This is a genomic window from Acinetobacter sp. AOR14_HL, assembly GCF_027855175.1.
GTDB lineage: Bacteria > Pseudomonadota > Gammaproteobacteria > Pseudomonadales > Moraxellaceae > Acinetobacter > Acinetobacter calcoaceticus.
This window is the reverse complement of sequence record NZ_JAKTII010000011.1, coordinates 71,408-96,707: the sequence shown is the minus strand read 5'-3', so window position 1 is coordinate 96,707 and position 25,300 is coordinate 71,408. Positions and strand designations below refer to the sequence as shown.

The following is a 25,300-nucleotide window of genomic DNA, read 5'->3' as shown; positions in this document are numbered from 1 at the left end:
TAGTCAGCCTATATAAGTTATTTAATAAATCTTCTTTTTCTCTCATATCTATTTCATAGATTAGAATTTATGAAATAGATATACTAACTGTACTTTAAAAAAATAAAACCACTCAATTTATACAATATATATAATCAATGTCATTGATAATTTAAAAAATGATGAAAATAAAAAGCACCATTTAAACTAATTATTTAACAGTTTTAAAAATCACTTTCATTTTTAAATAAAATTAGTATTATTAACTCGCTACAAAAAACTTAATCCATAAGAACAGCCAACATAATAATTAAGCGAGGCTTAAATGACTATTAACCCTGTAGAAATAATATCGAATAATGCAGAAATAACTGATTGCTTTATTCTCGGTTTAAAAAATGGAGAAGCATTAAAAGTGGAAATTCTTCAGGTTGATCAAACTCAAAAAATCATTCACGTATCCATAGAAGACGAATCAACTCGGTTAATCTCTTTTGATCAAATTGAGATGCTTGAACCGCTTGAAGAAGAACCTTATATAGAAACTATTGATGATCAATTAAAACGTATCCCTATGGGCAAGTATTTAATGGTTTGGGGACATTTTGGTGGTTCAATAAATGCACGTTGCGAACAAGGAGAACTTAAAAGTATTGATTGGAAGCACCGTACAATACTGTTGCGCAGCAGAGTTTATGAAGGCCGAGAAGATACAGTGTACATTGATAAAATTGATTATATAGATGAGTCACGAGAAGGCTCAGGAGCACGAGGCCCAGCTGTAGCCCCAGACTGGTACAAAGGTGCTGATGGAAAATGGCGCAAAAATGGACGTGAATATGAAGGCTGATTTTAATGCAGTTTTCCCTAAAGAAAGACTGTATAACCTGACCTAAAGTCACCCCTTCAAATATAAAAAGCCGGCTCATAAAAAGTCGGCTTTTTTAGCATTTAAACCAATTTACTTAGAAGTCGAACAATAGGACTTACTTTGGTTTTTCTCTATTACATTTAAAAAGTGAGTAGCAAAAGTATTGCTCTGGCGTAATGCGTCACGATGATCTCCACCATCAATCGTTTGATATACCGCTGGTTTTTTTAATTTACATAGCTGCTGATAATAAGCAAATGTCCCTCTCGGGTCGACTAAATGATCTTTAGAACCCTGAACAATCATTAACGGTACGGTAGGTACCATATTTTCAATCGACTGTTGTTTTAGATAAGCCAAGAGAGGTTTTAAATCAGCATCAGAACGAAATATGCTAGAAGGAGATTTCTTTAAATCAGATTGAAGTTCAGATAAACAGCGGCTGCGCGCTTGGGTCAGCACCGCGTTCATTTCTGGACTGACTAAATTCTCAGGAACTATGCTCGGCTCTGCTGCTTGTGTTCCTAATAGCACAATCGGGAAGAAAGCAGCTACGCTAGGTTCTGGGTTTGGATGACTCTGCACATATTCTGCAATACCTTCATATTGGTAGCCACCCGGAGCAAGAGCCATTGCCCCTTTTAAATCTAGTTCAGGTGCATCTTTTTGACCATAGGCAGACACTGCAATTGCCGCAGCTCCACCTTGGCTATGCCCCATCACCAACCACTGTTTATTAAAGCTCTTGGGTTTAAGCACGTGTAATGCACGTACTGCATCGACGACCGAATGCAGTTGGCTCTTTGCATTCATATAGGGATGCGCGCCTAATGTACCTAAACCCTGATAATCAGGTGCGACAACTGCATAGCCACGTGCAAGCCAGCCATCTAAAGCTTTAGAAGCAACTTCTTGATATGAATGAACTGGCCCACCCACATAATCACCCGAAGGTGCACAAGTATCGGCAACTCCGGTCGTGCCATGTGCCCAAGCCAGTATCGGCCAGCCATTTTTTGGAGGCGTTCCTCTGGGTAATAAAATAAAAGCTGATGCAACAATAGGTTCGCCCTGAATACCTCGACTACGATAATTTACCAACAAGCGCTGCTCTGCATGAGGAAATAAATTCGTCACGGCTTGCTGTTCTAGCGACAATATTGAACCCGGTTTGTCGCTCACAATTTGCTTATTCAAATCTGTAATTGGAGCAGCCATAGCAGAACCAGACACCAAACAAGCGCTACTGAATAAAATTTTTAAAAAAGAATTACTTTTTCTAATCAAGGGATTACTCCTCTATTATTTACAATATATCTATTCAAATAATCAATTTATAAAATATAAATTACCATAAAAACTTCTATAGTTATATTTACTTCAAAATAATTTACATTTATACAGTCACTTAAAATCTAATTAAAATATATTTTAAAAAAATGTATTATAAATATGGTTGCAAAAATTAATCCCGTTTAAATAATAAAAAATATATGCTGATATTTTCTTAATTACTATAGCGATTAAAATGTCAAAACAATATAAATTTATACCGTACCTGATTTGTCTTATTCTCGGTTCTCTACCCATCCATAGCTTTGCAGACGTACAAGTGTATGGTCCTGGTGGGCCAGCACCTGCCATGAAAGAAGCAGCCAAACAATTCACCAATAAAACGGGCATAGCAGTCCATGTAACATCTGGCCCTACTTCTCAATGGTCTGACAAAGCGAAACTAGATGCCGATGTTATATATAGTGGTTCAGAAGCCATGATGTCTGATTTTGAAAATGCTTTTTCTGAACAAATTATAAAAGACTCGGTGGAACCTTTATATTTACGCCCCGCAGCCATTTTAGTACGTAAAGGAAATCCTAAAAATATTAAAGGTTTTAAAGACCTAGCTAAATCCAACATTAAGGTTTTAGTTACACATGGCGCAGGTCAAGTCGGTATGTGGGAGGATATTGCGGGTAGAACTGGAAATATTGAATTAACCAAATCCTTTCGAAAAAATATTGCCACCTATGCAGCCAACACAGGTATTGCCAAGAAAAACTGGGAAGAAAATAGTAGCTACGATGCTTGGTTAGTCTTTAATATTTGGGGAATCAGTAACCCTGATATAGGACAAATTATACCTATAGAGAAAGAACTAGTTGTCTATCGTGATACAGGTGTTGCCTTAACCAAACATAGTTTAAAAGATGCTGAAGCTAAACGTTTTGTAGAGTTCTTATCGTCTCAGCAAGGCAATACTATTTTCAAAAAATATGGTTGGACTAAATAATTTAAAAGGGAGCTAAACTCCCTTTTTATTTTTTAAAATTATTAATTCTACTTAACCTAAAATATATTCATTTCAAATTAAATATACTCCTGCGGCATATAAAGCCCCCAGAATTAAACAAAAAGCTGAGCTGACATACCAAAATAAATCACTATTTCCCACAAATTTTGACTTTAACCATGGAAAAGCAAAACCACGGATAAGAAAAACCACTGCGACAAGCGAGAGAATAAGTTTTGTAAAAGGTAATACCTGTATTCCCTTTGCTGCAAGAAAAGCATAAATAGAACATATGGTCAGGATTAAACCGACAGCTATAGCTGTAAAATTGGGATACCAATGTCCTCTTTCTACCATCTGAACAATACTTTTCCCCGCCCCTAAAAACCGAAAACCATTTGCCCCCCAGAACACACAAACAAAATGAAGTAATGCTGCACAGAATGTTAATAATGCAGCAATATAAAGTAGAGCATTCGAAAGTGAGTGCATTAGATTTTATACTAATAAATATATATGATATTTATTATACTCAATTATAAAATATATAAAACTTATTGTTTTTTAAATAGGATTTAACTTGGTATTTAATATTTTAAATACCAAGCTTAGTTCATTTAATTATTTACTCTCAAACTCTTTAAAATCAGCTTTTCTGATTTTTGCATGAATGCCCTTTGTTTTATCTACAACTTGTGAAACTTCAAAATCAGTTGCAGCACTTAAATACGCATATGCTGTTGCTTCATCAATGCCGTATTCTTGGTTTAAGAAACGAATAGCTTCACGTGTAGACTTTTTCATCGCTTCATCTAGATCTTCATCAAGTCCCGGTGTAATCCAAAACTCAGCATTTTCAGCTAAAGGTTGTTTTAACTCTTTGCCCGGTATTTTATCTTTACCTGCTTTGAGTAAGGTAAATTTTAGTGTCGCACGTGCTGAAGCTTCGAGTGCAGTTAATGCTACTTCACCATCCCCTTGCGCGAAATGGCTATCACCTGTATAGAATAATGCGCCTTTGACCTGAACAGGATAATAGGCTGTTGAACCTGCACCTAGTTCATTAATATCAATATTTCCACCATACATTGCAGGGGGTACAGAGTGAACAGGCTCAGAAGTATTGGCTGCTACCCCCATAATTCCCATAAAAGGATAAAGCGGGAAACGTATTGATTTACCCGATTCCGTTTTTAATACACCTTCGTACTCACCTTTAGCATTTTTTTCAATTGGTGTGAAAATTGAGACATTTCCATAGCGTTCAGGATGCTCAGCTGATGCATTTTCTTGCTTTGCTTTTTTAGGAAATTCCCCAACTAAAGCACCTTTACCATGTCGATTTGAAATAACACCGTAAGGTACACGCGGCTCAACTTTAAGTACCTCAACTTTCAAAATATCACCGGGCTGTGCGCCTTCAATTGCAACAGGGCCTGTCACAATATGTGGCCCATCTTTATGAAAATCATGCTTTAAATTTGACTGTGTAATTATTTTTGCATCTTCCAAAATTTCATTAGATTTGACACCTTTCGATTGAAAGAACTTTTCAGCATTACGCCCTTGGTCTTCAAGCAAACCCTCATGAGAAACCGTATCAAATGTCACAACACTACCCGACGGAACGGTAAGGACGGGTTTGGCATCCCGATTCGGTAAATAACCCCATGTAATGGTTTTTAAAGTAGATGGAACGTAATAATTGCCTTTATATTCGCCAGTTTGAAGTTGAGTAGGCTGTTTTGAAATTTGATTTAAAACTTTAAAATCATTGGCATGGCTGAGTGAAATACAAAGTACAGATAAAACCGAAGCTGTCAGGCGTTTAACTTTTAACATGATTTCAGAACCTAAAAAAATATGAAAATTACAGTAAGGTCCTGAATAGTTAGCAAGCATTGTGCCAAGGCTAAAGGCTGTGCAATATCTAAAAAGCGCTTCATATTTATAAAATTAAATAATTTTTTTAGATTTAATAACTTATCTGCAAGTAAAATTAAAATTACGACTTAAGTCTAACTTAAATATTTCTTTCTTTTTTTATTTATTAATTTTCAATCATATTAATATCTTTGCTCTCTCCAGACACATATTTTTGGACTAGCTTCTATAATGTCCTATTTCAGATCACTTAATAACAATTATATTTCTATATAATATAAATACCAACATAATTATATATTTTACATTTATATAATTTAAATCAAAAAAAATAAACCCTGAATAATTAAAGTCAGGGTTTATATGTCATATAGGGGTGATATCGTTTACTAAACTGTATGTCCCATGCGCTCGCCCATTACAACCACAGACTCAGCTTTAAAACGTTGTTCCCATTCGATCTTATCTTTTTCAAATAAAATAACCGCTGTAGAACCTAAATAAAAACGTCCAAGCTCAGCACCTTTCTCTAGCTTTAACTGATGATGCTGTAATTCAATACGACCTGAAGGTTTCACTTTACCTGTCGCCACAGTTTCAATACCAGCAACAATCATTGCACCCACTAACACAACAGCCATACGGCCAAGTTCAGTATCAAACAAACACACCATGCGTTCATTACGGGCAAATAGTCCCGGTACATTTTCAGCAGTCACCTGATTTACCGAAAATAGCTCACCCGGTACATACAAAGTTTCAGTTAATGTACCTGCAAACGGCATATGTACACGGTGGTAATCGCGTGGAGATAGATAGACTGTCGCAAACTCACCTTCTTGGAATGGCTGAGCAAGTTGCGGGTCGCCAATGAGTTTCTCTACAGAAAAGCTTTGGCCTTTTGCTTGAAATACTTCACCCGCAGTAATTTTACCAATCTGAGAAATAGCACCATCAGCAGGTGACACAATGCTATCTGCATTTTCGTCAACGAGACGCACGCCATCTTTTAAAGCACGGGTAAAAAAGTCATTAAAAGATTTATATTTCAGTGCATTGCCTTGTTCAGCAATCGATAAATCAATCCCATATTTGGTTTTAAATGCATGAATAACAGCAGTTTTCACAACTGGATTTTCACTCGCAGCAACTTTACCTACCACACGGCTCAATTGGTGCTGTGGTACAAGGTTTTGTGCCTTAATAAATAATTCTTTTTTTAATCGAGATGTGAAACTCACGACGGTGATTCTCCAGTAATAATAGGACTATCGAGGCGATTGCCCCATTCACTCCACGCACCATCATAGGCTTTTGCTTCCCAGCCCAAGAGCCTAGCCAAAATATAGGCCAAGCCGGAACGGTGATGTGACTGGCAGTACACAACTACAGGTTGCTGTAAATCGAACCCAAGTTGTTCAAGGCGCTGCCGCGTGCGTTCAAGCGGGTGCAATTTTAGATGATTTTGTCGATTAAGTGCAGTACTCCATTCAAAATGGAGGGCATTTGGAATGTGACCACCGCGTCGCGCTGCTAAACGGACCCCACTATATTCATCACTCGTCCGGCAATCCCACAATTGAACATTTTCTTGTTCTACTTGTTTGCGTAGATCTTCATAGTTCACACGAAACTGAGCGGCATGCGATAAATCAATCTGAATTAAATCTGCAACAGGAGAAACTTTTTCGACTTCTGCTGTAGTTGGTAACCCTGCTCCTAACCATGCATGGATACCGCCATTAATTAAACTGGTGCGCGTAAACCCTAAGCAATGCAAATTCCAGATTAAACGCCCAGCCCATGCCCCACCTTCATCGTCATAGACCACAACATGATGATTAGGTGAAATATTCAATTTTTCAATCAGTGCTTGTAAGCCCGCTTCATCTGGCAAAATACCTGTGGCTTCTTCATGTTGAGACACTAACCATTTAGGTTGTAAGTGAATAGCGTGCGGGATATGGAGTTGCTCATAAACAGAAGCACGGCTCAAATCTACAATGCGAATATATTCATTGCCTAAATAAGGCACTAATTCTTCTGCTTCTATTAATAAATCGAGTTTAAAATCCAGGAGTGTCATCGTCATGGTTTCTTTTTATACCAGCTTAATTTCATATTAGCATAAGCATATATCTATCAAACTCTGATTTTCTGCTACTCTTTAGCAGAAAATCAGATATCAGCATTCTTACTTTAAAAAATACAAAATAGTGAGACTACTTTTTACTTAAACCGCTTCTTCAAGTTCTTCGATTTCAAAAACCTGACGTAAATAAGCCAAGAAAGTATCATTATCAGTCATGGTTTTACCGGGGCTATCTGAAATTTTCGCAACCGACTGACCATTACATTCAACCAATTTCAACACAATATTGAGCGGCTTTTGGCCCATATCATTGGTCAAATTAGTTCCAATACCAAAACTCACCTGAAAACGATCTTTAAAGTATTGATGTAATTCCCATGCTTTTGGCAAATTAAGACCATCGCTAAAAGTCAGCATTTTGGTTTTGGTATCAATTTTTAATTTACGGTAGTGCGCATAGGCCTTATCGCCCCACTCATATGGGTCACCACTGTCATGGCGTAAGCCATCAAATAGTTTCGCGAAATACAAGTCAAAATCACGAAGGAACGCATCCATACCAACAACGTCAGTCAAAGCAATACCTAAGTCTCCGCGATATTCTTGAACCCACGTCTCTAAAGCCGCTTTTTGAAAGTCACGCAGTCGTACATCAAGTGCCTGAAAAGCTTGTAAGAATTCATGGGCCATGGTCCCAATTGGCGTAATGTTTAACTCTTTAGCAAGTAACACATTACTTGTACCACGGAACACATTTGGCACGGTTTTATGAAAAGCTGCCACAACATGCTTTTGCCATACGAAGCTATAACGGCGACGTGTACCAAAATCAGAAACTAAGAATGGCGGGTCATTCGGTTTTTGAGTTTTTTCATATTGCTGAACCAATTCAAGCTTGGCTTGTAAACGGCGTTCACCCTCAGCCCATACTTCATCGTTTTTAATACGGCTAAAATAGAGTTCATTTACAATTGCCAATACAAAAATTTCAAACATCATGGCTTGAACCATCGGACCTTCAATACGAATATCCAAACGACCTTCCGCATCAATGCTGGCCTGAATAAAGCGCCTTTTCAGTTGAAATAGTTCCAAATAATCAACAAAGTCACTTTTGATAAAGCGTAATTTACGCAAATATTGAAGCTCGTCTTCTTTATATTTAAGGCTACATAAATAGTCGAGTTGCTGATTTAAATCATCCAAAATATCTACTAGTGGATAGACAGTATCTTCTAAATTTCTACAGCGGAAATGATAGACGCTATGAGTTTGCGGAAACTTATGCAAAACCACCTGTAACATCGTAAATTTGTACAAGTCTGTATCTAGTAAAGAATGGATAATTGGAGACATAGTCAGTGATTATTCGCTTGCTTCTTAGCATTAAAGCATATTTTTATAAATGAATTGCGAGCTTTTAGACCATTGTTGCAGCTCCGTGAAATTTCCTTTTAAAAATCATTTAATTTAATTTCTGCTAAACTACGCCAATTCAATCAATTGCAGAAATTTGCTTTAACTATGCGTGCTTTAATACAACGAGTTCTTGAAGCTAAAGTGGTGGTTGACGGTGAGACTACCGGTGAAATCCAACAAGGTTTATTGGTTTTTTTAGGCATCGGCCGAGATGACACTTTAGCGATTGGCCAAAAGCTTATTGATAAGATTTTGAAATATCGTATCTTTGATGACGAACAGGGCAAAATGGGCTGGAATGTCTCTCAAGCAAATGGTGGAATCCTGCTTGTTTCACAATTTACCCTGATGGCTCAAACCCAAAAAGGTTTACGTCCAGATTTTGGTCCAGCCATGCCACCAGCAGATGCCAAAGCGTTATATGAACAGCTGGTTGAATATACACATTCACAATTTGAAAAAGTTCAAACTGGCATTTTTGCAGCCGATATGAAGGTTCATTTAATTAATGATGGTCCAGTTACGTTTAACTTGGAAGTCGAAGCATAGATATAAAAAAACTCCCATTTGGGAGTTTTTTTATATCTGGCGATTAACGACCAGTTTTCTCTTTAATAAAAGCACGTGCCTGACGTACTTTATCTTTAACTGGTTTTGGCAATTTAGGTGGAATGAGTCTAGCCACTTGGTTAAACCAAACCAATAGACTGAAGTCGCCTTCCATTTTAATGCTGCCGTTTTGCATACCTGTCATGAATGCTGTTGGGTCACCTTTAATCAAAGTTTTTACACCCTGTTCGCTATCTGCAAACTGCAAGATAAAATCAGCTTTTTCAGGTGCGCCTGCAACAGTGTCAATCTGTCCATTATTAATAATGATCTGACGTGCAACACCTAAATCCGTACCGATCTGAATACGGAATGCGCGGTCATGAATCAATTCAATAAACTTAGGGCTAGTACGTGCCAATTGCTTCATACGCAGCACTAAACCTGCTACCAATAAATCTAACGGGTCTGTACTGACATCAACGAGAGGTAATTTGACTACAGGTATAGAAGAAAGTTTCATGAACATTCACGCCTATTGTATTTTTATGAAAACTTTAGAGCAAAACTCAGTAAGGACATACCATTGCCTGTGTTTTGTGCATTAACTGATAATTTTTAGCTGGCAACGCAATCTAGATGAAACGTCAACAGACCCATGTATCGTAGCATAACTGGCTATTTTTTAATAAATGCTTTGTATAATAAAAATCATGTTTCGTAAATAAAAAAGGCATGCTGTGCATACCTCTTTACCGTTAGATAACAATTTAATTATCGGCTAGAACATTGCTGCTGATCATCTTCATATACTGGCGTGTGTTCTATATATTGGCGATTTGCCAAAGCCTTTTGTGCCTGTTTATCCTCACGTAACAAAATAAATGTAACCATTACCATCGCTAGACTTAGTGCAGTTAAATAACTATATGTGACTGGCATTTCAAAAGTGACTTGAACTCCAAAACGGACCACTTCCAATAGCCCCCAAAAGAACATCCCTGCAAGCATAAAACCAAGCCAACGACGGTAAGGAGAAAAGAAAACAGCAACAAGCGCGACAGCGATCAAGCTGAATCCGGCGATAGCGGCAAAATTCGCTGTTACCATAGAAACCTCCGTCTTAATGAAAACGTCTAAAAAGATTCGGTCTTAAAACCCGACCTCATTCCAAAAACAACTTTAATTCATAATTTGTGTTGAAGCTTAGGATGCATTATGGATGTTTTTTTTTAGAAAAAAAGACCCGTTATTTCTTAATGCGACACACTTTGTCGCAACATTCTTTTGTCATTACATTTTTGTAAAATTCAAAAAGTTCGATTCCCTATATGGCATCAATTCTGGCGTGTCATTACAAAAAAATATGCTGTTTTTAAGGACCAAAATAAGTTTTTTTCAGATTTTTTTATTGCCTTTTTTCTGTGCACGATTTGAGCATAACATGCTTGTTTTTATGACGATTCTGCATAAAAAAAGCGCTACTCTGAAGTAGCGCTTAAAGCTTAGCCTTATAGGTTAAGCACGGTTTAAATCTTTGTCATGCATGCCCAGCAAATACAGCACACCATCCAAGCCAACACTTGAAATAGCCTGATTTGCATTTTGACGAACTAAAGGTTTAGCACGGTAAGCAACACCTAGGCCCGCAATCGCAAGCATAGGTAGATCGTTTGCACCATCGCCTACCGCCATGGCTTGCTCTAAAGAAATGCCCATTTTATTCGCAAGTTCGCGTAATAGCTCAGCTTTACGTGCGCCATCAACAATTGCGCCTTTCACTTCACCTGTTACGAAACCGTCTTGCACATCCAAAATATTGGCATGAACTTCATCAATACCAAGTTTACCTTGTAGATATTCAGCAAAATATTGGAATCCGCCAGATAAAATTGCTGTTTTGTAGCCAAGCGCCTTCAATGTTGAAATGAGGCGTTCTGCACCTTCAGTAATGGTTAAACGCTCTGCAATTTTAGGTAAAACAGCAGCATCCAGCCCTTTTAATAATGCAACACGAGCACGGAAGCTTTGCTGGAAATCAAGTTCGCCTTGCATAGCTCTTTCAGTGATTTCAGCAACTTGTGCGCCTACCCCTGCTTCAATCGCCAACTCATCAATAACTTCTTGTTCAATTAATGTTGAGTCCATATCAAAGCAAACTAAACGACGGTTACGTCGATAAGCGTTGTCTTCTTGAACAGCAACATCAATGTTTAATTCGCTCGAAAGACGTAAACATGCTGCACGCATGGCTTGTGCGTCTAAAGTTGGACCACTACTTAAACCAAACTGTACACATGCACGACGTGGAAATGCGCTATCCTTTTCAAAGTCGACACGGCCTGATAAACGGGTAACAGTTTCAATGTTAAAGCCTTGGCTAGACACAATTTGTGTAACTGCTTGTAAGTGGGCAGCAGTGAGTTCAGGTGCCAAAGCCGTGACGATATAACGAGTACGACCACCTTCACTTACCCATTGATCGTATTCTGCGCCTGTGATTGGTTTAAAGCGCACTGTTAAGCCAATATCATGTGCTAAAATCAGAATTTCTTTCATTGCCAATGCGGTCGCAGTTTCATTATCTGACGCGACTACAATGCCCAATGTGAGTTGATTATGAATAACAGCCTGACCTACATCCAGTATTTGCAATGAATGTACGGATAGTACTTGCATTAATCGGGTAAACTGGTTTGGTTGGTCTGGTCCTAAAAAGGATATAAGAATGATTTCTCGCATGAATTGACTCTAGTCTGAGTGACAACTATTGTAAGAATCATAATCGAATTTCAATATAATTGCCTTGGAAGTTTAACTTGATTGCGCCTAGACAAGGGCTATTTGCTAGCCTACTGATCGTTAGTTTTGCATTGCATACCTTTTTATTGGTGATTGCAACGACACACCAGCTCAATGAAAACCGTGCGAGTCAAGGTCAGCTCATGACCAGTCAGCTCGTTGCAGACAGCTTATCTGAGCTTGAACCGGCCAATACGGTGTCTTTAGCTCTGATTGCCAATCGCTATGCGACCAATCCAAGCGTTGCGTCTATTCGCATTCTTGATGCCAATAAACAAGTGTTAGCAACGAGCGGAATTTCGAAAACTCGCCAAGGTGAGATTTTTGCTCGCGATGCGCTGCAAAATGAAAAGAAAGTGGGTTCTATCGAGATTACGCTTATTCAGCCAAGTATTGGGGAAATTCTCCGCACTCAATGGCTGGCAATCTTAGCGTCTCTGTTTTTGCATGTTTTATTATGGCTTGCCTATCGCGCCATTGCTCGTCCTACCCGTAGCGAATATTTGGCACGCATTAATGAAGAGAACCGCTTGAAACATGAAATTCAGCAGTTAACTCAAGCATTGGCTTTAGAAAAACAAAATACAGTAACGTTGGTTGCTCAAGCCCAACAACAAGCGAAAGGTAAACCAGCGGCTCGTCCACAACCAGAGAAAACTACAGATTCAGCTGACCAACATATGTTGGCACTCAATATTCAGTTTTATGACCCTAAACAGTTATTAAGCAGTGTCAACCAATCGGTATCTGTTCCGTACTTTAAACTCTGTCAGCTCTTTTTAAACAAGAGTATTGAGTTGTGCGTTAAGCATTACCAGTTAAAGTTAGCGGACATTGAAGTCGTAAATGAATTTAATGCTGATGGCGCTACACTTGCGATTTCAACTTCGCATACTCACGCTGTAGAGTGTCTGCTTATGGTTGGAACCGTATTCCAATTACTCTCTGACGTTTTATATAAACGTTACCGCGAAGATAAACGCTTTGCTTTGCAAACACGTAGTGCAACTTGTAATGCTGTAGAAGCGATGCAAATTGATGCGAAAGAGGCTGCTCAACGTTTAGCACAGCATCTTCATGCGAAAGAATCTGCTTTATATCTTGAGAATGATCAACTCAAGGCAATTCAAGACAGCTATCAACTTGTTGCAATGCCAAATCCAAGCAATGTCATGACTCGTCATGCCTTTATGATCAATGGCATGAATGCAGAATGTGCTGAACTTGCTCAAAATATCCGAACTGAGATTTTGATGGGGAAAAAATCAATCCCACAAAATGATAGTCCAAGCAGTGCAGCTTCATAAAAAGTAAGGGCGCATATCAGAACCTAGCCTTTTGGCTAGGTTTTTTTATTTAAACTCATCGTTTTTATTTTAAATTATTCCATTTTCTTATGATTTATTTGTATAAATAAATCTAGATCTATTCTATCTCGTTGCAAATTTGGATAAATCAGAATCATAGGCAAAATTCTCTAAACAGCGTAAACTATGCAAAATTTATTAAATAGAAATTGTCTAACGACAAAAAAAAGGTGAAAGCGAATGCCGCTGAGTCGTGTTGAAGATCTTGTCGCCGATATTCGTGCAGGCAAAATGGTTATCTTGATGGATGACGAAGATCGCGAAAATGAAGGTGATCTTGTCATTGCAGCAACGCATGTTCGTCCTGAAGATATTAACTTCATGATTACCCATGCACGTGGTCTAGTTTGCCTAACGTTAAGCCGTGAGCGCTGTAAGCAGTTAAACCTTCCGTTGATGGTTGACCAAAACGGTGCTCAGCATAGTACAAACTTTACCTTATCAATCGAAGCCGCTGAAGGTATTACGACTGGTATTTCAGCAGCAGAGCGTGCACATACAATTCAAGCTGCTGTCGCAGCGCATGCAAAGCCAAGTGATATTGTACAACCAGGCCATATTTTCCCATTAATGGCACAACCAGGCGGTGTTCTACATCGTGCAGGTCATACTGAAGCGGGCTGTGATTTAACACGCTTAGCAGGTCTTGAACCAGCTTCTGTCATTTGTGAAATCATCAATGAAGATGGCACAATGGCACGCCGTGCAGATTTAGAAATTTTTGCCGAGAAGCATGGCTTAAAAATTGGTACAATTGCGGACTTGATTCATTACCGTATGACCAATGAGCAAACGGTTGAACGTCTGGATCAAAAAACCATTCAAACAGAATATGGTTCATTTGAACTCTATCGTTATCGTGAGATTGGTAACCCGGACATCCATTTGGCTTTAGTCAAAGGCGAGCCAAAAGAAGGTGTTACAACAGTACGTGTACACGGTTTCAGTCCAATTCGTGATTTGCTTAAGCTAAATAAGGCTGATGGTGAACCTGCGTGGAATCTAGACCGTGCACTACAGACAATTGCAGCGAGTGATCGCGGTGTTTTAGTCTGGATCGGGCAAGATCATTTGCAAGACTTGGGACCAGCGTTGGATGATTTAAATAAGCCAAAACCGGTGAAATCCAATGCAGCACTTTCACATCAATATCAAACCATTGGTGTAGGTGCTCAAATTTTGCGTGACTTAGGTGTTGAAAAAATGAAGCTTCTTAGCTCACCATTACGTTTCAATGCTTTATCTGGCTTTAATTTAGAAGTAGTGGAATATGTCACTGCTGATCAAATCACAACGAAATAATCGAGGTTGCTATGGCAATTCGCCGTATTGAAGGTTTATTACATCTCGCAAGCGAAGGTCGTTATGCGATTTTAGTGGGTCGTTTCAACAGTTTTGTTGTTGAACACTTATTGGATGGTGCAATCGACACATTAAAACGTCATGGTGTAAATGAAGATAACATTACTGTTATTCATGCTCCTGGCGCATGGGAACTCCCGATTGTTGCTAAAAAATTAGCTACATCAAATCAGTTTGATGCAATCATCGCACTTGGCGCAGTTATTCGTGGTAGCACACCACACTTTGACTTCGTTGCGGGTGAATGTGCAAAAGGTTTAGGTGTAGTCGCGTTAGAAAGCAGCTTGCCTGTCATCAATGGTGTATTAACTACTGATAGCATCGAGCAAGCCATCGAACGTTCAGGTACAAAAGCAGGTAATAAAGGTAGCGAAGCTGCTTTAACTGCAATTGAAATGGTTAATTTATTAAAGGCAATTTAAAGCATGTCTCAAACACTGCAAGCCGCTTATGCAGCAAAACGCAAAGCACGTCGTTTTGCTGTACAAGGTATTTATGAGTGGCAAATGAGTCACAATCCTGTACATGAAATCGAAGCACGTACACGTGCTGAAAATGCGATGCACAAGGTAGACTTAAATTACTATCACGAACTATTAACGCAAGTGATTGCACAGCGCGAAGATCTTGATGCATTGTTAATTCCGGTACTTGACCGTGAACTTAGTGCACTTGATGGTGTAGAGCTTGCAACCTTACGTTTAGGTGCGTACGAGTTACGTGATCATTTAGAAGTACCTTATCGTGTAGTTCTTGATGAAGCCATTGAACTCGCCAAACACTTTGGTGGAGCAGATAGCCATAAATACATTAATGGCGTTTTAGATCGTTTAAGTTCAACACTACGTAGTGCTGAAAAACAACAAGCAAACTAATAGGTTTGAAGTTGATATGGCTGAGTTTTCTATTATTGACCAATACTTTAACAGACAATCTTACACAGATGTCACCTTAGGTATTGGAGATGACTCAGCCTTAATCACCCCTCCCCAAAATCAACAATTGGTGATCTGTGCAGATACGCTAGTTGCTGGTCGTCACTTCCCTCTTGATACCTCTCCCCATGCAATTGGCTGGAAAAGTGTGGCTGTCAATCTTTCAGATATTGCTGCCATGGGTGCTAAACCTCATAGTATTTTACTTGCGTTAAGCTTACCTACCATTGACCATGAATGGCTTGAAGGATTCAGTCAGGGAATCTATGACTGCTGTAATCAATTTGGTGTTGCTCTCATTGGTGGAGATACGACCCAAGGTCCACATCTCACCATTACTGTCACGGCAATGGGTTGGATTGAAGCTGGACAAGCTGTGTTACGTTCAGGCGCAAAAGTCGGTGACTATATTTGTGTAAGTGGTCAAGTTGGAGATGCAGCTTATGGTTTACAACACCTAGGTCATCCCTTACAACAACGACTAGACTACCCAACACCACGTTGTCAGCTAGGACAACAGTTGAAGGGTCTTGCTTCTAGCATGATTGATATTTCTGATGGATTAGCCCAAGATTTAGGCCATATTTTAAAAGCTTCAAAGGTCGGTGCTCGATTACTTTTAGAAAAGTTACCGATTGATTCAACGCTAGAAAAACTACCAGAACAGCAGCGCTGGCAATATGCGCTAGCTGGTGGTGATGACTACGAATTATGTTTTACAATAACACCGCAAAATTATGAAAAACTTTTGCAAAAACAACTAGACATTAAGATTACAATGATCGGACAGATCGTTGAGCAAACACAACTAACTTTTGAGCATTTGGGTTCAGATTACCCATTGCAAATTCATGGATACCAACACTTTGCATAAGCCGCCGATTCATTTTAAAGACATGTCTTGGTTCAACCGCTGCATCGTTTTCTGTGGAGTTGGTTTCGGATCTGGTCTCGCACCTAAAGCCCCTGGTACTTTTGGCTCTGCCTTTGCCCTACTCTTCGTTCCGATCTGGTTATCGCTTGGATTTAACTTAAGCTTAATCGCGATGATTATCATGTCCTTGGTCGGGATTTATATCTGTGGTCAAACTGCAAAAGTTATAAACGTACACGATGATGGTCGAATTGTGTGGGATGAATTTGCAGGGCAATCTATTACCTTTCTTCCTCTCATTTACTTACAACAAATGAACTGGATGTGGGTGATCGTCGGCTTCATATTATTTCGAATTTTCGATGTTTGGAAACCTTGGCCTATCCGTGTTATTGATCGTCAAGTGCATGGTGGTTTTGGTATTATGCTTGACGATATTATTGCCGGTGTATGGGCTGCTCTTTGTACACTAATTATTATCCATTTGACTTAATCATTAGAGTTATACATGTCAACTACCGTCATTATTCTTGCTGCTGGTAAAGGAACGCGTATGCGTTCTCAGCTTCCTAAAGTATTACAACCTTTAGCGGGTCGCCCACTATTAGGGCATGTCATTCAAACGGCAAAACAATTACAAGCTAAAAATATTATTACTATTTATGGTCATGGTGGTGACCGCGTACAACAAACATTTGCCCAAGAAAATGTTCAATGGGTTGAGCAAGCTGAACAACTTGGTACAGGTCATGCCGTACAAATGACCTTACCTGTACTCCCTAAAGAGGGTGTTTCACTGATTTTATCAGGCGATGTACCATGTATTAATGCAAATACGCTACAAAAATTATTAGATGCATCGACCCAGACAGGTATTGGCTTAGTTACGCTTACTGTAGATGATGCAACAGGTTATGGCCGTATTGTGCGCCAAGATGGCGAAATTCAAGCCATTGTTGAACATAAAGATGCAAACGAAGCACAACGCCAAATTAAAGAATTTAATACAGGCATTTACTGTGTTAGCAACGCAAAACTTCATGAGTGGTTGCCTAAACTTTCAAATGAAAATGCACAGGGTGAATATTACCTAACTGACATCGTTGCAATGGCAATTGCAGATGGCTTAGAAGTTGCCTCTGTTGAACCAGAGCTTGCTTTTGAAGTTGAAGGTGTTAATGACCGCTTACAACTTGCAGCTTTAGAACGCCAGTTCCAGCAAGAACAAGTCAAAAAGCTCATGCAGCAAGGCGTAATGTTCTTTGATCCTGCACGTTTTGATTTACGTGGCTCTGTAAAAGTTGGACAAGACGTTCGTATTGACATCAATGTTATTATTGAAGGTGAATGTGAGCTTGGTGATTTTGTAGAAATCGGCGCTGGCTGTATTTTAAAGAACACCAAAATTGCAGCAGGTACTAAAGTTCAAGCCTATAGCGTTTTTGATGGCGCAGTTGTAGGCGAAAATGCTCAGATTGGACCATTTGCACGCTTACGCCCAGGGGCTAAATTGGCAAATGAAGTGCATATCGGCAACTTTGTTGAAGTTAAAAACACATCGATTGGACTAGGTAGTAAAGCTAACCATTTCACATACTTAGGTGATGCAGAAATCGGTGTTGAATCAAATATTGGGGCAGGTACTATTACTTGTAATTACGACGGTGCAAATAAACACAAAACCACTATTGGCGATGCCGTTTTTATCGGTTCTAATAGCTCGCTGGTTGCTCCGGTGACCATTGGGAATGGCGCAACAGTTGGTGCGGGTTCTGTGATTACGAAAGATGTAGCCGAACAAAGTCTCTCCTTTGAACGTGCGCAACAAATTTCAAAAGCAAATTATCAACGTCCCCAAAAGGTTAAAAAATAAGAGGATTGAAGTATGTGTGGTATCGTCGGAGGCGTTGCAGAGCGTTGTGTAACCGAGATTTTAATTGAAGGTTTAAAACGTCTTGAATACCGTGGTTATGATTCTGCGGGTGTTGCTTTACTAAATAATCAACAAATTTTACGTGAGCGCCGTGTAGGTAAAGTCATCAATCTTGCAGATGCAGTTGCTGAACACCAACTTACAGGGGCTATCGGCATTGCGCATACTCGTTGGGCAACACACGGTAAACCAACTGAAAACAATGCTCACCCGCATATGTCTGGTAAGGTCGCTGTTGTACATAACGGTATCATTGAAAACTACCAAGAATTAAAAGACGACCTTCAAGCTTTAGGTTATGTTTTTACTTCTCAAACAGATACTGAAGTTGTTGCACACTTAGTTGCTGAAGCTCTAAAAAGCACAGATAGCCTTTTAGATGCTGTTGAAACTGTTGTACCACAGCTTAAAGGTGCTTACGCGCTAGGTATTATTCACAGCGATTACCCAGATGAACTCATTACTGTACGTGAAGGTTCACCTTTAGTCATTGGTGTAGGTATTGGTGAAAACTTTATTAGTTCAGACCAACTTGCACTTTTACCGGTGACTAACCGCTTTATGTACCTAGAAGAAGGCGATATTGCACGTCTTACTCGCACTTCAATTGAAGTATTCGCAAATGGCGAGCGCGTTGAGCGTCCAGTAAGAGAGCTTGATGCAACCGTAAGCAGTGCATCAAAAGGTGAATACAAGCACTACATGCTCAAAGAAATTTATGAGCAACCAGAAGCAATCAAGCAAACAATTTCTCAAGCGCTTGATGGCAATAGCTTACGTGATGATTTCTTGAAAAATTCTGAAGCAGATTTCAATAAAATTCAAAGCGTACAAATCATTGCTTGTGGTACAAGTTACCACTCAGGAATGATTGCGAAATATTGGTTTGAACAACTGATTGGCGTGCCTTGCCAAGTTGAAATCGCGAGTGAATTCCGCTATCGCACCCCTGTAATTGTTGAAAATACACTTTATATTTGTATTTCACAGTCAGGTGAAACAGCCGATACTTTAGCTGCACTACGTGAAACTCAAAAGCGTGCGAAAGCAAACAATATCGATATTCAGACTTTGACTATCTGTAACGTTGCTACGTCTTCAATGGTTCGTGAAACTGATCATCACTTATTGACTCTTGCTGGTCCTGAGATTGGTGTTGCTTCAACTAAAGCGTTCACGACTCAGCTCGCTGCGCTTATGTTGTTAATCTTGAAAATTGGTCAAGTGAAACAACGTATTAGCCCTGCTATTCTTGAAGAAATTACGCGTGAGCTATGGCACAGCCCGAAAGTTATTCTTGATACGCTTAAACATGATCCAGAAATTTTGCGTTTGTCTGAATTATTCGTAGAAAAAAATCACTGCTTATTCTTAGGTCGTGGTACGAATTATCCAATCGCATTGGAAGGCGCATTAAAGCTCAAAGAAATTTCATATATTCATGCAGAAGGCTATGCAGCTGGTGAGTTAAAACACGGTCCATTAGCACTCGTTGATAATGAAATGCCAATCGTGATTCTTGCTCCAAATGATGAAATGCTTGATAAGCTAAAATCAAATATGGAAGAAGTTCAAGCACGTGGTGGTGAGTTATTTGTTTTCGCTGATGAAAATAGCGGAATCAATGAAAAAGACCGTCAACACGTTGTGCATATTCCAGCAGTAAACGAATGGCTAGCTCCAATCGTTTATAGCGTACCAGTTCAGTTGTTGTCTTATCACGTTGCTGTATTACGTGGTACAGATGTTGACCAGCCACGTAACTTGGCGAAGTCAGTAACTGTAGAGTAATTTAAAAAAGATCATTATTAAGGCATCCCCTGCTTTAATAACTGATTGATTAAGCCCGATATGTGTAAGTGCATATCGGGCTTTTTTATTGCATTCATACGGCCACACAGCCCCTTTCCCGTGAAAGAAAATCGAGTTTAATAATAGAGAAGTCCCCTAGGACCCTGTGTCACAACGGACTTTTTACTTTTGCGCTGATTTAAAGTTTGAGAGATCATTGCGACACAGAGATAAAGGAGCTAAGCGAACTTAACCCATTTCAGTTTTGTCGCAGCGTTGAATGCTGCTGAACAAGTTAGGGGCAAAGTCCTGTGGGAGAACAGGACTTTGCAAACTGGTGTGTTTTAAACGTTGTACGGTTTGAGGTGAATACATCTGTGCAAGCTGTTGGCAAATACAATTGCAACTGGCCTGCATGTGTTCACCTGACAAGCAAATTCTTTTAAATTCCTGCTGAGCATTGGCGTCATCATTTGTAATACTGTAAGCACCGATCACAAGGTTTAAAACTAATATAAATTTATGAAGTTTCATATTATTCTCATGATTATTTATATCTTTAAATAAAATAAAAATATGATTCATCCAAATATTAAAATATTTTTTTAAATAATAATTAACCCTCCCATAAATACAGAAAAATAAAATAATTAAAATTTTAAAATAAAAATAATTTATAAATTTAAAAAATCAGGTCGCAAAAAACCTAAATTTTAAATAAATAAAATAATTAAATAAGAGAGAAAATGAGTTTGAATAGTGGCATAGCCAACTCCTTAAAAATGGAGTCCTACCACCAGATCACCGCGAATTAATTTATGGTGGTAGAACGAAAGAGGGTTGACAGACTAGACTTAGCGACCAGCACGCGCGAACGCGTCCCCCTTCCGCCCTACCATAGAGAAAAAGGGGGCACAAAGGTTCCACATGGGAATACTAAGGAAGTATAACCCATTTGCTAAGTACGGTCTGTCAAAACCGTCTGGCAATGTAGGCCAGCAACGAGATAATAATCGGTGATTTTAATTACGTCAATTTATTTTAATAAAAAATTTTAAATATAATAATTTTATTAATATTTAAATAATATTATCCTCTTTATTATACTTATGGCTTTTAATTAAATTTAAAATATAAAATTGAGTTATATATATTTAGTTAATAAAATAGATTGATCGTTAATTCTAATTTAATAGTTTATATAAATACATAAGATGATAAGCATACACCTCTTATCATCTTTTCTAGAGTTTACTTTTCTATAGCTGTTACGGGTAAATGTTTTCCTAATAAAGAAAAAGACCGTCAGCACGTCGTATTTGTTCCATCGGTCAATGAATGGCTTGCACCAATCGTTTATAGCATACCAGTTCAGTTATTGTCTTATCACGTTGCTGTATTGCGTGGTACAGATGTTGACCAGCCACGTAACTTGGCAAAGTCTGTTACTGTAGAATAAGTTCACAGATACCGTATGAGAGTTCTGTGTACTCTCATACGGTATCACTTAAAGTAAACATTCCATTTTTGGATTTCTATCGCCAACATTCAACGACAAAGACTCGCAATCAGCTCTTATAAAACCATGTCGAGAATAAAAATTTACTGCTCGCAAATTATGTGAAGATACACTTAACACAACTCTATTATGCCCTTGGGAACTGGCAAACTCCTTGATCGCAGAAATAAGCATATTGGCAATATCACTGCCACGAAACTCTGGATTGACCCACATAGCGATGACATTAAATTCAAGTGCTGCATCTGCTACACCACCAACAATACCAATCGCTCGAGTTCTTTGCATCGCTAGAATATATTGATATTGAGAACGGCCAGAAGCACGAGCACACCACTCTGCCTCACTATATTTCAAAGCATCCGCATATGTCACTGAAAAAGCATGAGGACTATCGAGCAGTGACTCTAGGCGAATCATTTTCAAAATTTCCCAGTCATTCTCTGTAGTATGACGGACTACAACTTCACCTAAGTTTTGACACATGTCATATCTCAAACTTTTATGTGTTTAAATTTAATTAAGGAACAGACTAATGCATGAATAGATAGTGAATTGAAATGAATTTTTTCTTCATATTTAACTATCAGAATGACCATAAAGCAAACCCCATTCAAAACTAATCTTCAACTCACATCAAGATTTAGAAACTAACAATTACTACATCTAAACCGCTTGTTTCTGCTGATGTTGTTTGTGTGTTTTTAGCTAATTATATTAGCTAAAAATTAACTAAATCGGAGAAACCCCAAAAATCTATGTCCGTGATGGGTGGACTCATTTTTATGGGGCTAGGCGTTTTTCTTGGCTTTAAAAACCAGTAGTTTCTACAGGTAAATGCGTACCTAACAAAGAAAAAGTCACGTCTGCAACTTCCAACGGGTCTGAACTGGTCCAAATAATATGATTTCCCTCATTTGGACTTTCAGAACTTAACTTATATTGATTGAGCTGCCGAATTAATTGCGCTGTTACAGCTTCCGAAGGCTCAATAATTTGAATATCACGACCTACAATTTCCTGAATCGTATCCGAGACAAATGGATAGTGTGTGCATCCTAAAATAATCGTATCGACTTTTTGTTCGACCAACGGCGCCAAAATATTTTTTAAATAATCTTTAACTTCCGCTGTATGTGCTTTACCCGTTTCAATTTTCTCGGCTAAACCAATACAAGGTACTAAAGACACTTTAATATCTTGCGCATACGTTTCAATTAAACTTTTTAAGTTTTTGCCCTTAACCGTGGTTGCAGTTGCCAAGACAGCAATATGCTTGCTCATGGTCATTGCCACAGCAGGTTTTACGGCTGGTTCTATTGCAATAAGTGGCACATTAATTTGCGCTCTGATTGTTTCAATCGCTACAGCCGTCATGGTGTTACAAGCAATCACGATCGCTTTGCATTTACCCTGAGCAACTAGGTTTGAAATTAAATGCGTGGTTCGTGAAACAATCCAGTCGCTTTCTTTGTCGCCATAAGGAACATATTTTGAGTCTGCAAAATAGATAATGTCTTCATTCGGAAGGGCCTGCCGAATGTACTTAAATAGAGACAGCCCACCTAAACCAGAATCAATCATTCCAATCGGGTTATTCTTCTGGTTCATTATTTTTCCAATTTTAAATTCTAAAAGAAACTATATTTTTCATTATTATATTATGTTTTCTATCTGTTTTTAAATCAGGCCCAACGAGGACCTGACCTAAATTCCGAATTTTATTTTAAGCTGCCGCTTTTTGTTCCTTAATCCAATTTTTAATACGGGCATCCAATATATTTAAAGGCAGTGTTCCTGCATTTAAGATCATGTCATGGAACGCTTTTATATCAAAACGGTCTCCAAGCTCCTGTTTGGCTAGCTCTCGTAGCTCTAAAATTTTTAGTTGGCCCATCTTGTAAGCTAATGCTTGTGCAGGAATAGCAATATATCGATCTGTCTCTGCCTGAATATCTGGTTCATCTAAAGCAGAATGTTCTCGCATAAAATCAATCATTTGCTGACGGGTCCACTTTTTATAATGCACCCCTGTGTCAACCACTAGACGACAAGCACGGAACAACTCACTCGATAGTCTTCCATAGTCTGAAAGCGGGTCTTTATAGAAACCAACATCTTTACCCAACTGCTCTGCATAAAGTGCCCATCCTTCAATATAGGCGGTGTGGTTGGGTTGCTTTCGGAACATCGGTAAATTTGGCAGGTTTTGGGCAATATCAATCTGCATATGGTGCCCAGGAATTGCCTCATGGTAAGCGGTCGCTTCCATTGATATTTTGGAACGTTCAGAGAAGTCCCCTGTATTCACATACACTTGCCCAGGTCGTGAACCATCAGGTGTTCCTTGGTGATACTCCGCACCTGCCGCTTCTTTTTCTCGATATTGCTCTACAGGTAAAACTTCGACTTTATTTTTGGGTAATAAACCAAAGAGCTTTGGCAACTCTGGTTGCATTTGGGCAATATACCCCCGATAAATCTCTAAAATTTCTTCACGAGATTTTGGGAAAACGGCTGGATTTGTTTTTAAGGATTGTTGGAAACTTTTTAAGTCATTGAAACCTTGTGCTTTGGCAATTTTAAGCATTTCCGCTTCAATACGAGCAACTTCTTTTAATCCGAGCTGATGAATAGTTTCAGGGCTTTCCAAGGTTGTCGTATTATTTTCTACATAAAAGCGATAGAGCTCGTCACCTTTTGGCAAGCTCCATATACCCTCGTGTTGTCGTCCATAAGGTAAGTAATCTTTCTGAATAAACGTGCCAAGTTTTTGATAGGCAGGCCGAACATGCTGATCTATGGCCTGTAGCATTTCACGGCTTAAACGTTCTTGTTCTGCTTTCGAAATATTTTTTGGAAATTGCTTTAATGGAGAGGCAAAAACACTGTCCTTCCCTGCGGGAGCTGCAATGCTATTAATCTGCTTTGCTACCTTTTCAATTAAATATTTGGGTGGCATCAAGCCATCTTTTTGTCCTTGTTTTGCTAACTGAGTACCTTGATCAAGAATAAGAGGAATTTGTTTTAAACGAGCAATATAGTCTTGATATTGCTTCGCATTATCAAAGGGAATCGAACTAATAAATCCCGGAAATTGTAAATGTAACCCCCACATTTGATTGAAAGGCATCTCATACAATTTCAAATCATAATTTTTAAGTGTTTCTTTCAACTGATAAATCATTAGATCTTTATTTAATTGATCAGTTGCTGAAAACCCTGTGCTATCAATTGCTTCAAAACGTTTTAAAAAATTTTGAGTACTTTTTTTATCTTTCTCGATCTGATTTTTTGAAAGCTCAGTCCATCGATTGTTGTAGCGTAAATCTCCTAAAACGGTTGCAGTTTCAGGACTATTTTTCAAAGTATATTCCCACTGTTCTTGTAAAAGCTGGTTTAAAGCTTTCACCCGAACAGAGACATTACTATTTGGTTTAGATTGTGATTTTTCGATGGTATTTGTACTAGTTTCGGGGGTTGCAGCATCAGAAGAATGAGTCATCCAAAATAAAACACTGATACAAGCAAAATGTAAGGTTCTGTTTTTCATTTAATTATCCAGAAATATTTAACAAAGGTTAAAATAAAGACAAAACAAATTACGTGCCAAGCAGCATATAAAATGGTGTA

Annotated in this window: 22 protein-coding genes and 3 pseudogenes; 12 read left to right on the top strand and 13 right to left on the bottom strand. The window is 38.6% G+C overall.

Annotated features, from left to right (window positions below; genetic code table 11):
* Positions 1 to 782: 782 nt before the first annotated feature.
* Positions 783 to 875 (top strand): annotated as a pseudogene (locus MKL38_RS19285) (hypothetical protein); the annotation flags it as partial.
* A 65-nt stretch (positions 876 to 940) separates the two neighbouring features.
* On the opposite strand, the gene MKL38_RS10605 reads toward MKL38_RS19285, so the two are convergent.
* Positions 941 to 2,137: an alpha/beta fold hydrolase gene (locus MKL38_RS10605; protein ID WP_270903235.1), complete on the bottom strand. Its 1,197-nt coding sequence runs from the start codon at positions 2,135 to 2,137 to the stop codon at positions 941 to 943.
* A gap of 241 nt (positions 2,138 to 2,378) precedes the next feature.
* Here MKL38_RS10605 and MKL38_RS10600 point away from each other — a divergent pair, with 241 nt between their 5' ends.
* On the top strand, positions 2,379 to 3,140 hold the full coding sequence (locus tag MKL38_RS10600) for an AcfC family putative adhesin (protein WP_270903234.1): 762 nt from the start codon (positions 2,379 to 2,381) through the stop codon (positions 3,138 to 3,140).
* A gap of 72 nt (positions 3,141 to 3,212) precedes the next feature.
* Here MKL38_RS10600 and MKL38_RS10595 read toward each other — a convergent pair whose 3' ends face one another.
* The 5 genes from MKL38_RS10595 to pncB form a co-directional block, all read right to left on the bottom strand.
* Positions 3,213 to 3,632: a hypothetical protein gene (locus tag MKL38_RS10595; protein WP_270903233.1), complete on the bottom strand. Its 420-nt coding sequence runs from the start codon at positions 3,630 to 3,632 to the stop codon at positions 3,213 to 3,215.
* Between the two features lie 129 nt (positions 3,633 to 3,761).
* Positions 3,762 to 4,982 (bottom strand): acetamidase/formamidase family protein, encoded by a 1,221-nt coding sequence (locus tag MKL38_RS10590; RefSeq protein ID WP_270903232.1) that lies wholly within the window; start codon positions 4,980 to 4,982, stop codon positions 3,762 to 3,764.
* A gap of 431 nt (positions 4,983 to 5,413) precedes the next feature.
* Positions 5,414 to 6,265 carry an archaetidylserine decarboxylase gene (gene asd, locus MKL38_RS10585; protein WP_004790127.1) on the bottom strand — a complete coding sequence of 284 codons (852 nt, stop codon included), beginning with the start codon at positions 6,263 to 6,265 and terminating at the stop codon, positions 5,414 to 5,416.
* Positions 6,262 to 7,110 (bottom strand): sulfurtransferase, encoded by an 849-nt coding sequence (locus MKL38_RS10580; RefSeq protein WP_270903417.1) that lies wholly within the window; start codon positions 7,108 to 7,110, stop codon positions 6,262 to 6,264. Before MKL38_RS10580 ends, asd begins: the two co-directional genes overlap by 4 nt.
* Positions 7,111 to 7,257: 147 nt before the next feature.
* A complete protein-coding gene (gene pncB / locus MKL38_RS10575) occupies positions 7,258 to 8,472 on the bottom strand; it encodes a nicotinate phosphoribosyltransferase (protein WP_270903231.1) in 1,215 nt (404 codons plus the stop codon).
* 168 nt (positions 8,473 to 8,640) lie between these two features.
* Between pncB and dtd the strand changes: the two genes are divergently transcribed.
* Complete coding sequence (dtd, locus tag MKL38_RS10570) at positions 8,641 to 9,084, top strand: D-aminoacyl-tRNA deacylase (RefSeq protein WP_003654183.1); 444 nt, start codon at positions 8,641 to 8,643, stop codon at positions 9,082 to 9,084.
* Between the two features lie 43 nt (positions 9,085 to 9,127).
* Here the strand turns inward: dtd and MKL38_RS10565 are convergent, their stop codons facing one another.
* The 3 genes from MKL38_RS10565 to serB form a co-directional block, all read right to left on the bottom strand.
* The gene (locus MKL38_RS10565; RefSeq protein ID WP_003654185.1) at positions 9,128 to 9,607 is read right to left on the bottom strand and encodes a hypothetical protein; all 480 of its coding nucleotides are present in this window, start codon (positions 9,605 to 9,607) and stop codon (positions 9,128 to 9,130) included.
* A gap of 251 nt (positions 9,608 to 9,858) precedes the next feature.
* Positions 9,859 to 10,194, bottom strand: coding sequence for a ciprofloxacin tolerance protein AciT (gene aciT, locus MKL38_RS10560; RefSeq protein WP_002119105.1), 336 nt, complete (start codon positions 10,192 to 10,194; stop codon positions 9,859 to 9,861).
* A 408-nt stretch (positions 10,195 to 10,602) separates the two neighbouring features.
* Positions 10,603 to 11,826 carry a phosphoserine phosphatase SerB gene (gene serB / locus MKL38_RS10555; protein WP_017391083.1) on the bottom strand — a complete coding sequence of 408 codons (1,224 nt, stop codon included), beginning with the start codon at positions 11,824 to 11,826 and terminating at the stop codon, positions 10,603 to 10,605.
* 59 nt (positions 11,827 to 11,885) lie between these two features.
* On the opposite strand from serB, the gene MKL38_RS10550 reads away from it, so the two are divergent.
* The 8 genes from MKL38_RS10550 (at position 11,886) to glmS (ending at position 20,148) form a co-directional block, all read left to right on the top strand.
* The gene (locus MKL38_RS10550; RefSeq protein ID WP_151827397.1) at positions 11,886 to 13,193 is read left to right on the top strand and encodes a hypothetical protein; all 1,308 of its coding nucleotides are present in this window, start codon (positions 11,886 to 11,888) and stop codon (positions 13,191 to 13,193) included.
* Between the two features lie 240 nt (positions 13,194 to 13,433).
* A complete protein-coding gene (ribBA, locus tag MKL38_RS10545; RefSeq protein WP_003654193.1) occupies positions 13,434 to 14,555 on the top strand; it encodes a bifunctional 3,4-dihydroxy-2-butanone-4-phosphate synthase/GTP cyclohydrolase II in 1,122 nt (373 codons plus the stop codon).
* Between the two features lie 11 nt (positions 14,556 to 14,566).
* A complete protein-coding gene (gene ribH, locus MKL38_RS10540; protein WP_002119264.1) occupies positions 14,567 to 15,037 on the top strand; it encodes a 6,7-dimethyl-8-ribityllumazine synthase in 471 nt (156 codons plus the stop codon).
* A 3-nt stretch (positions 15,038 to 15,040) separates the two neighbouring features.
* Complete coding sequence (nusB, locus tag MKL38_RS10535) at positions 15,041 to 15,490, top strand: transcription antitermination factor NusB (protein ID WP_005037915.1); 450 nt, start codon at positions 15,041 to 15,043, stop codon at positions 15,488 to 15,490.
* 16 nt (positions 15,491 to 15,506) lie between these two features.
* Complete coding sequence (thiL, locus tag MKL38_RS10530) at positions 15,507 to 16,424, top strand: thiamine-phosphate kinase (protein ID WP_270903230.1); 918 nt, start codon at positions 15,507 to 15,509, stop codon at positions 16,422 to 16,424.
* Entirely contained in the window at positions 16,402 to 16,917 is a 516-nt protein-coding gene (locus tag MKL38_RS10525) for a phosphatidylglycerophosphatase A family protein (protein ID WP_005044357.1), read from the top strand. The genes thiL and MKL38_RS10525 overlap by 23 nt, the downstream gene beginning before the upstream one ends.
* A gap of 15 nt (positions 16,918 to 16,932) precedes the next feature.
* Positions 16,933 to 18,297: a bifunctional UDP-N-acetylglucosamine diphosphorylase/glucosamine-1-phosphate N-acetyltransferase GlmU gene (gene glmU / locus MKL38_RS10520; RefSeq protein WP_270903229.1), complete on the top strand. Its 1,365-nt coding sequence runs from the start codon at positions 16,933 to 16,935 to the stop codon at positions 18,295 to 18,297.
* Positions 18,298 to 18,309: 12 nt separating this feature from the next.
* Positions 18,310 to 20,148, top strand: a complete 1,839-nt coding sequence (gene glmS / locus MKL38_RS10515; RefSeq protein ID WP_270903228.1) for a glutamine--fructose-6-phosphate transaminase (isomerizing) — start codon at positions 18,310 to 18,312, stop codon at positions 20,146 to 20,148.
* 239 nt (positions 20,149 to 20,387) lie between these two features.
* On the opposite strand, the pseudogene MKL38_RS10510 reads toward glmS, so the two are convergent.
* Both MKL38_RS10510 and MKL38_RS10505 read right to left on the bottom strand, forming a co-directional pair.
* Positions 20,388 to 20,682, bottom strand: a pseudogene (locus MKL38_RS10510) (hypothetical protein).
* Positions 20,683 to 21,655: 973 nt separating this feature from the next.
* The gene (locus MKL38_RS10505; RefSeq protein ID WP_270903227.1) at positions 21,656 to 22,153 is read right to left on the bottom strand and encodes a GNAT family N-acetyltransferase; all 498 of its coding nucleotides are present in this window, start codon (positions 22,151 to 22,153) and stop codon (positions 21,656 to 21,658) included.
* Positions 22,154 to 22,344: 191 nt separating this feature from the next.
* On the opposite strand from MKL38_RS10505, the pseudogene MKL38_RS10500 reads away from it, so the two are divergent.
* Positions 22,345 to 22,491: pseudogene (locus tag MKL38_RS10500) on the top strand (LysE family translocator); the annotation flags it as partial.
* Here MKL38_RS10500 and murI read toward each other — a convergent pair.
* A complete protein-coding gene (gene murI / locus MKL38_RS10495; protein ID WP_270903226.1) occupies positions 22,478 to 23,278 on the bottom strand; it encodes a glutamate racemase in 801 nt (266 codons plus the stop codon). The pseudogene MKL38_RS10500 and the gene murI overlap by 14 nt on opposite strands.
* A gap of 115 nt (positions 23,279 to 23,393) precedes the next feature.
* Positions 23,394 to 25,220, bottom strand: coding sequence for a DUF885 domain-containing protein (locus MKL38_RS10490; RefSeq protein WP_270903225.1), 1,827 nt, complete (start codon positions 25,218 to 25,220; stop codon positions 23,394 to 23,396).
* Positions 25,221 to 25,300: the final 80 nt, after the last annotated feature.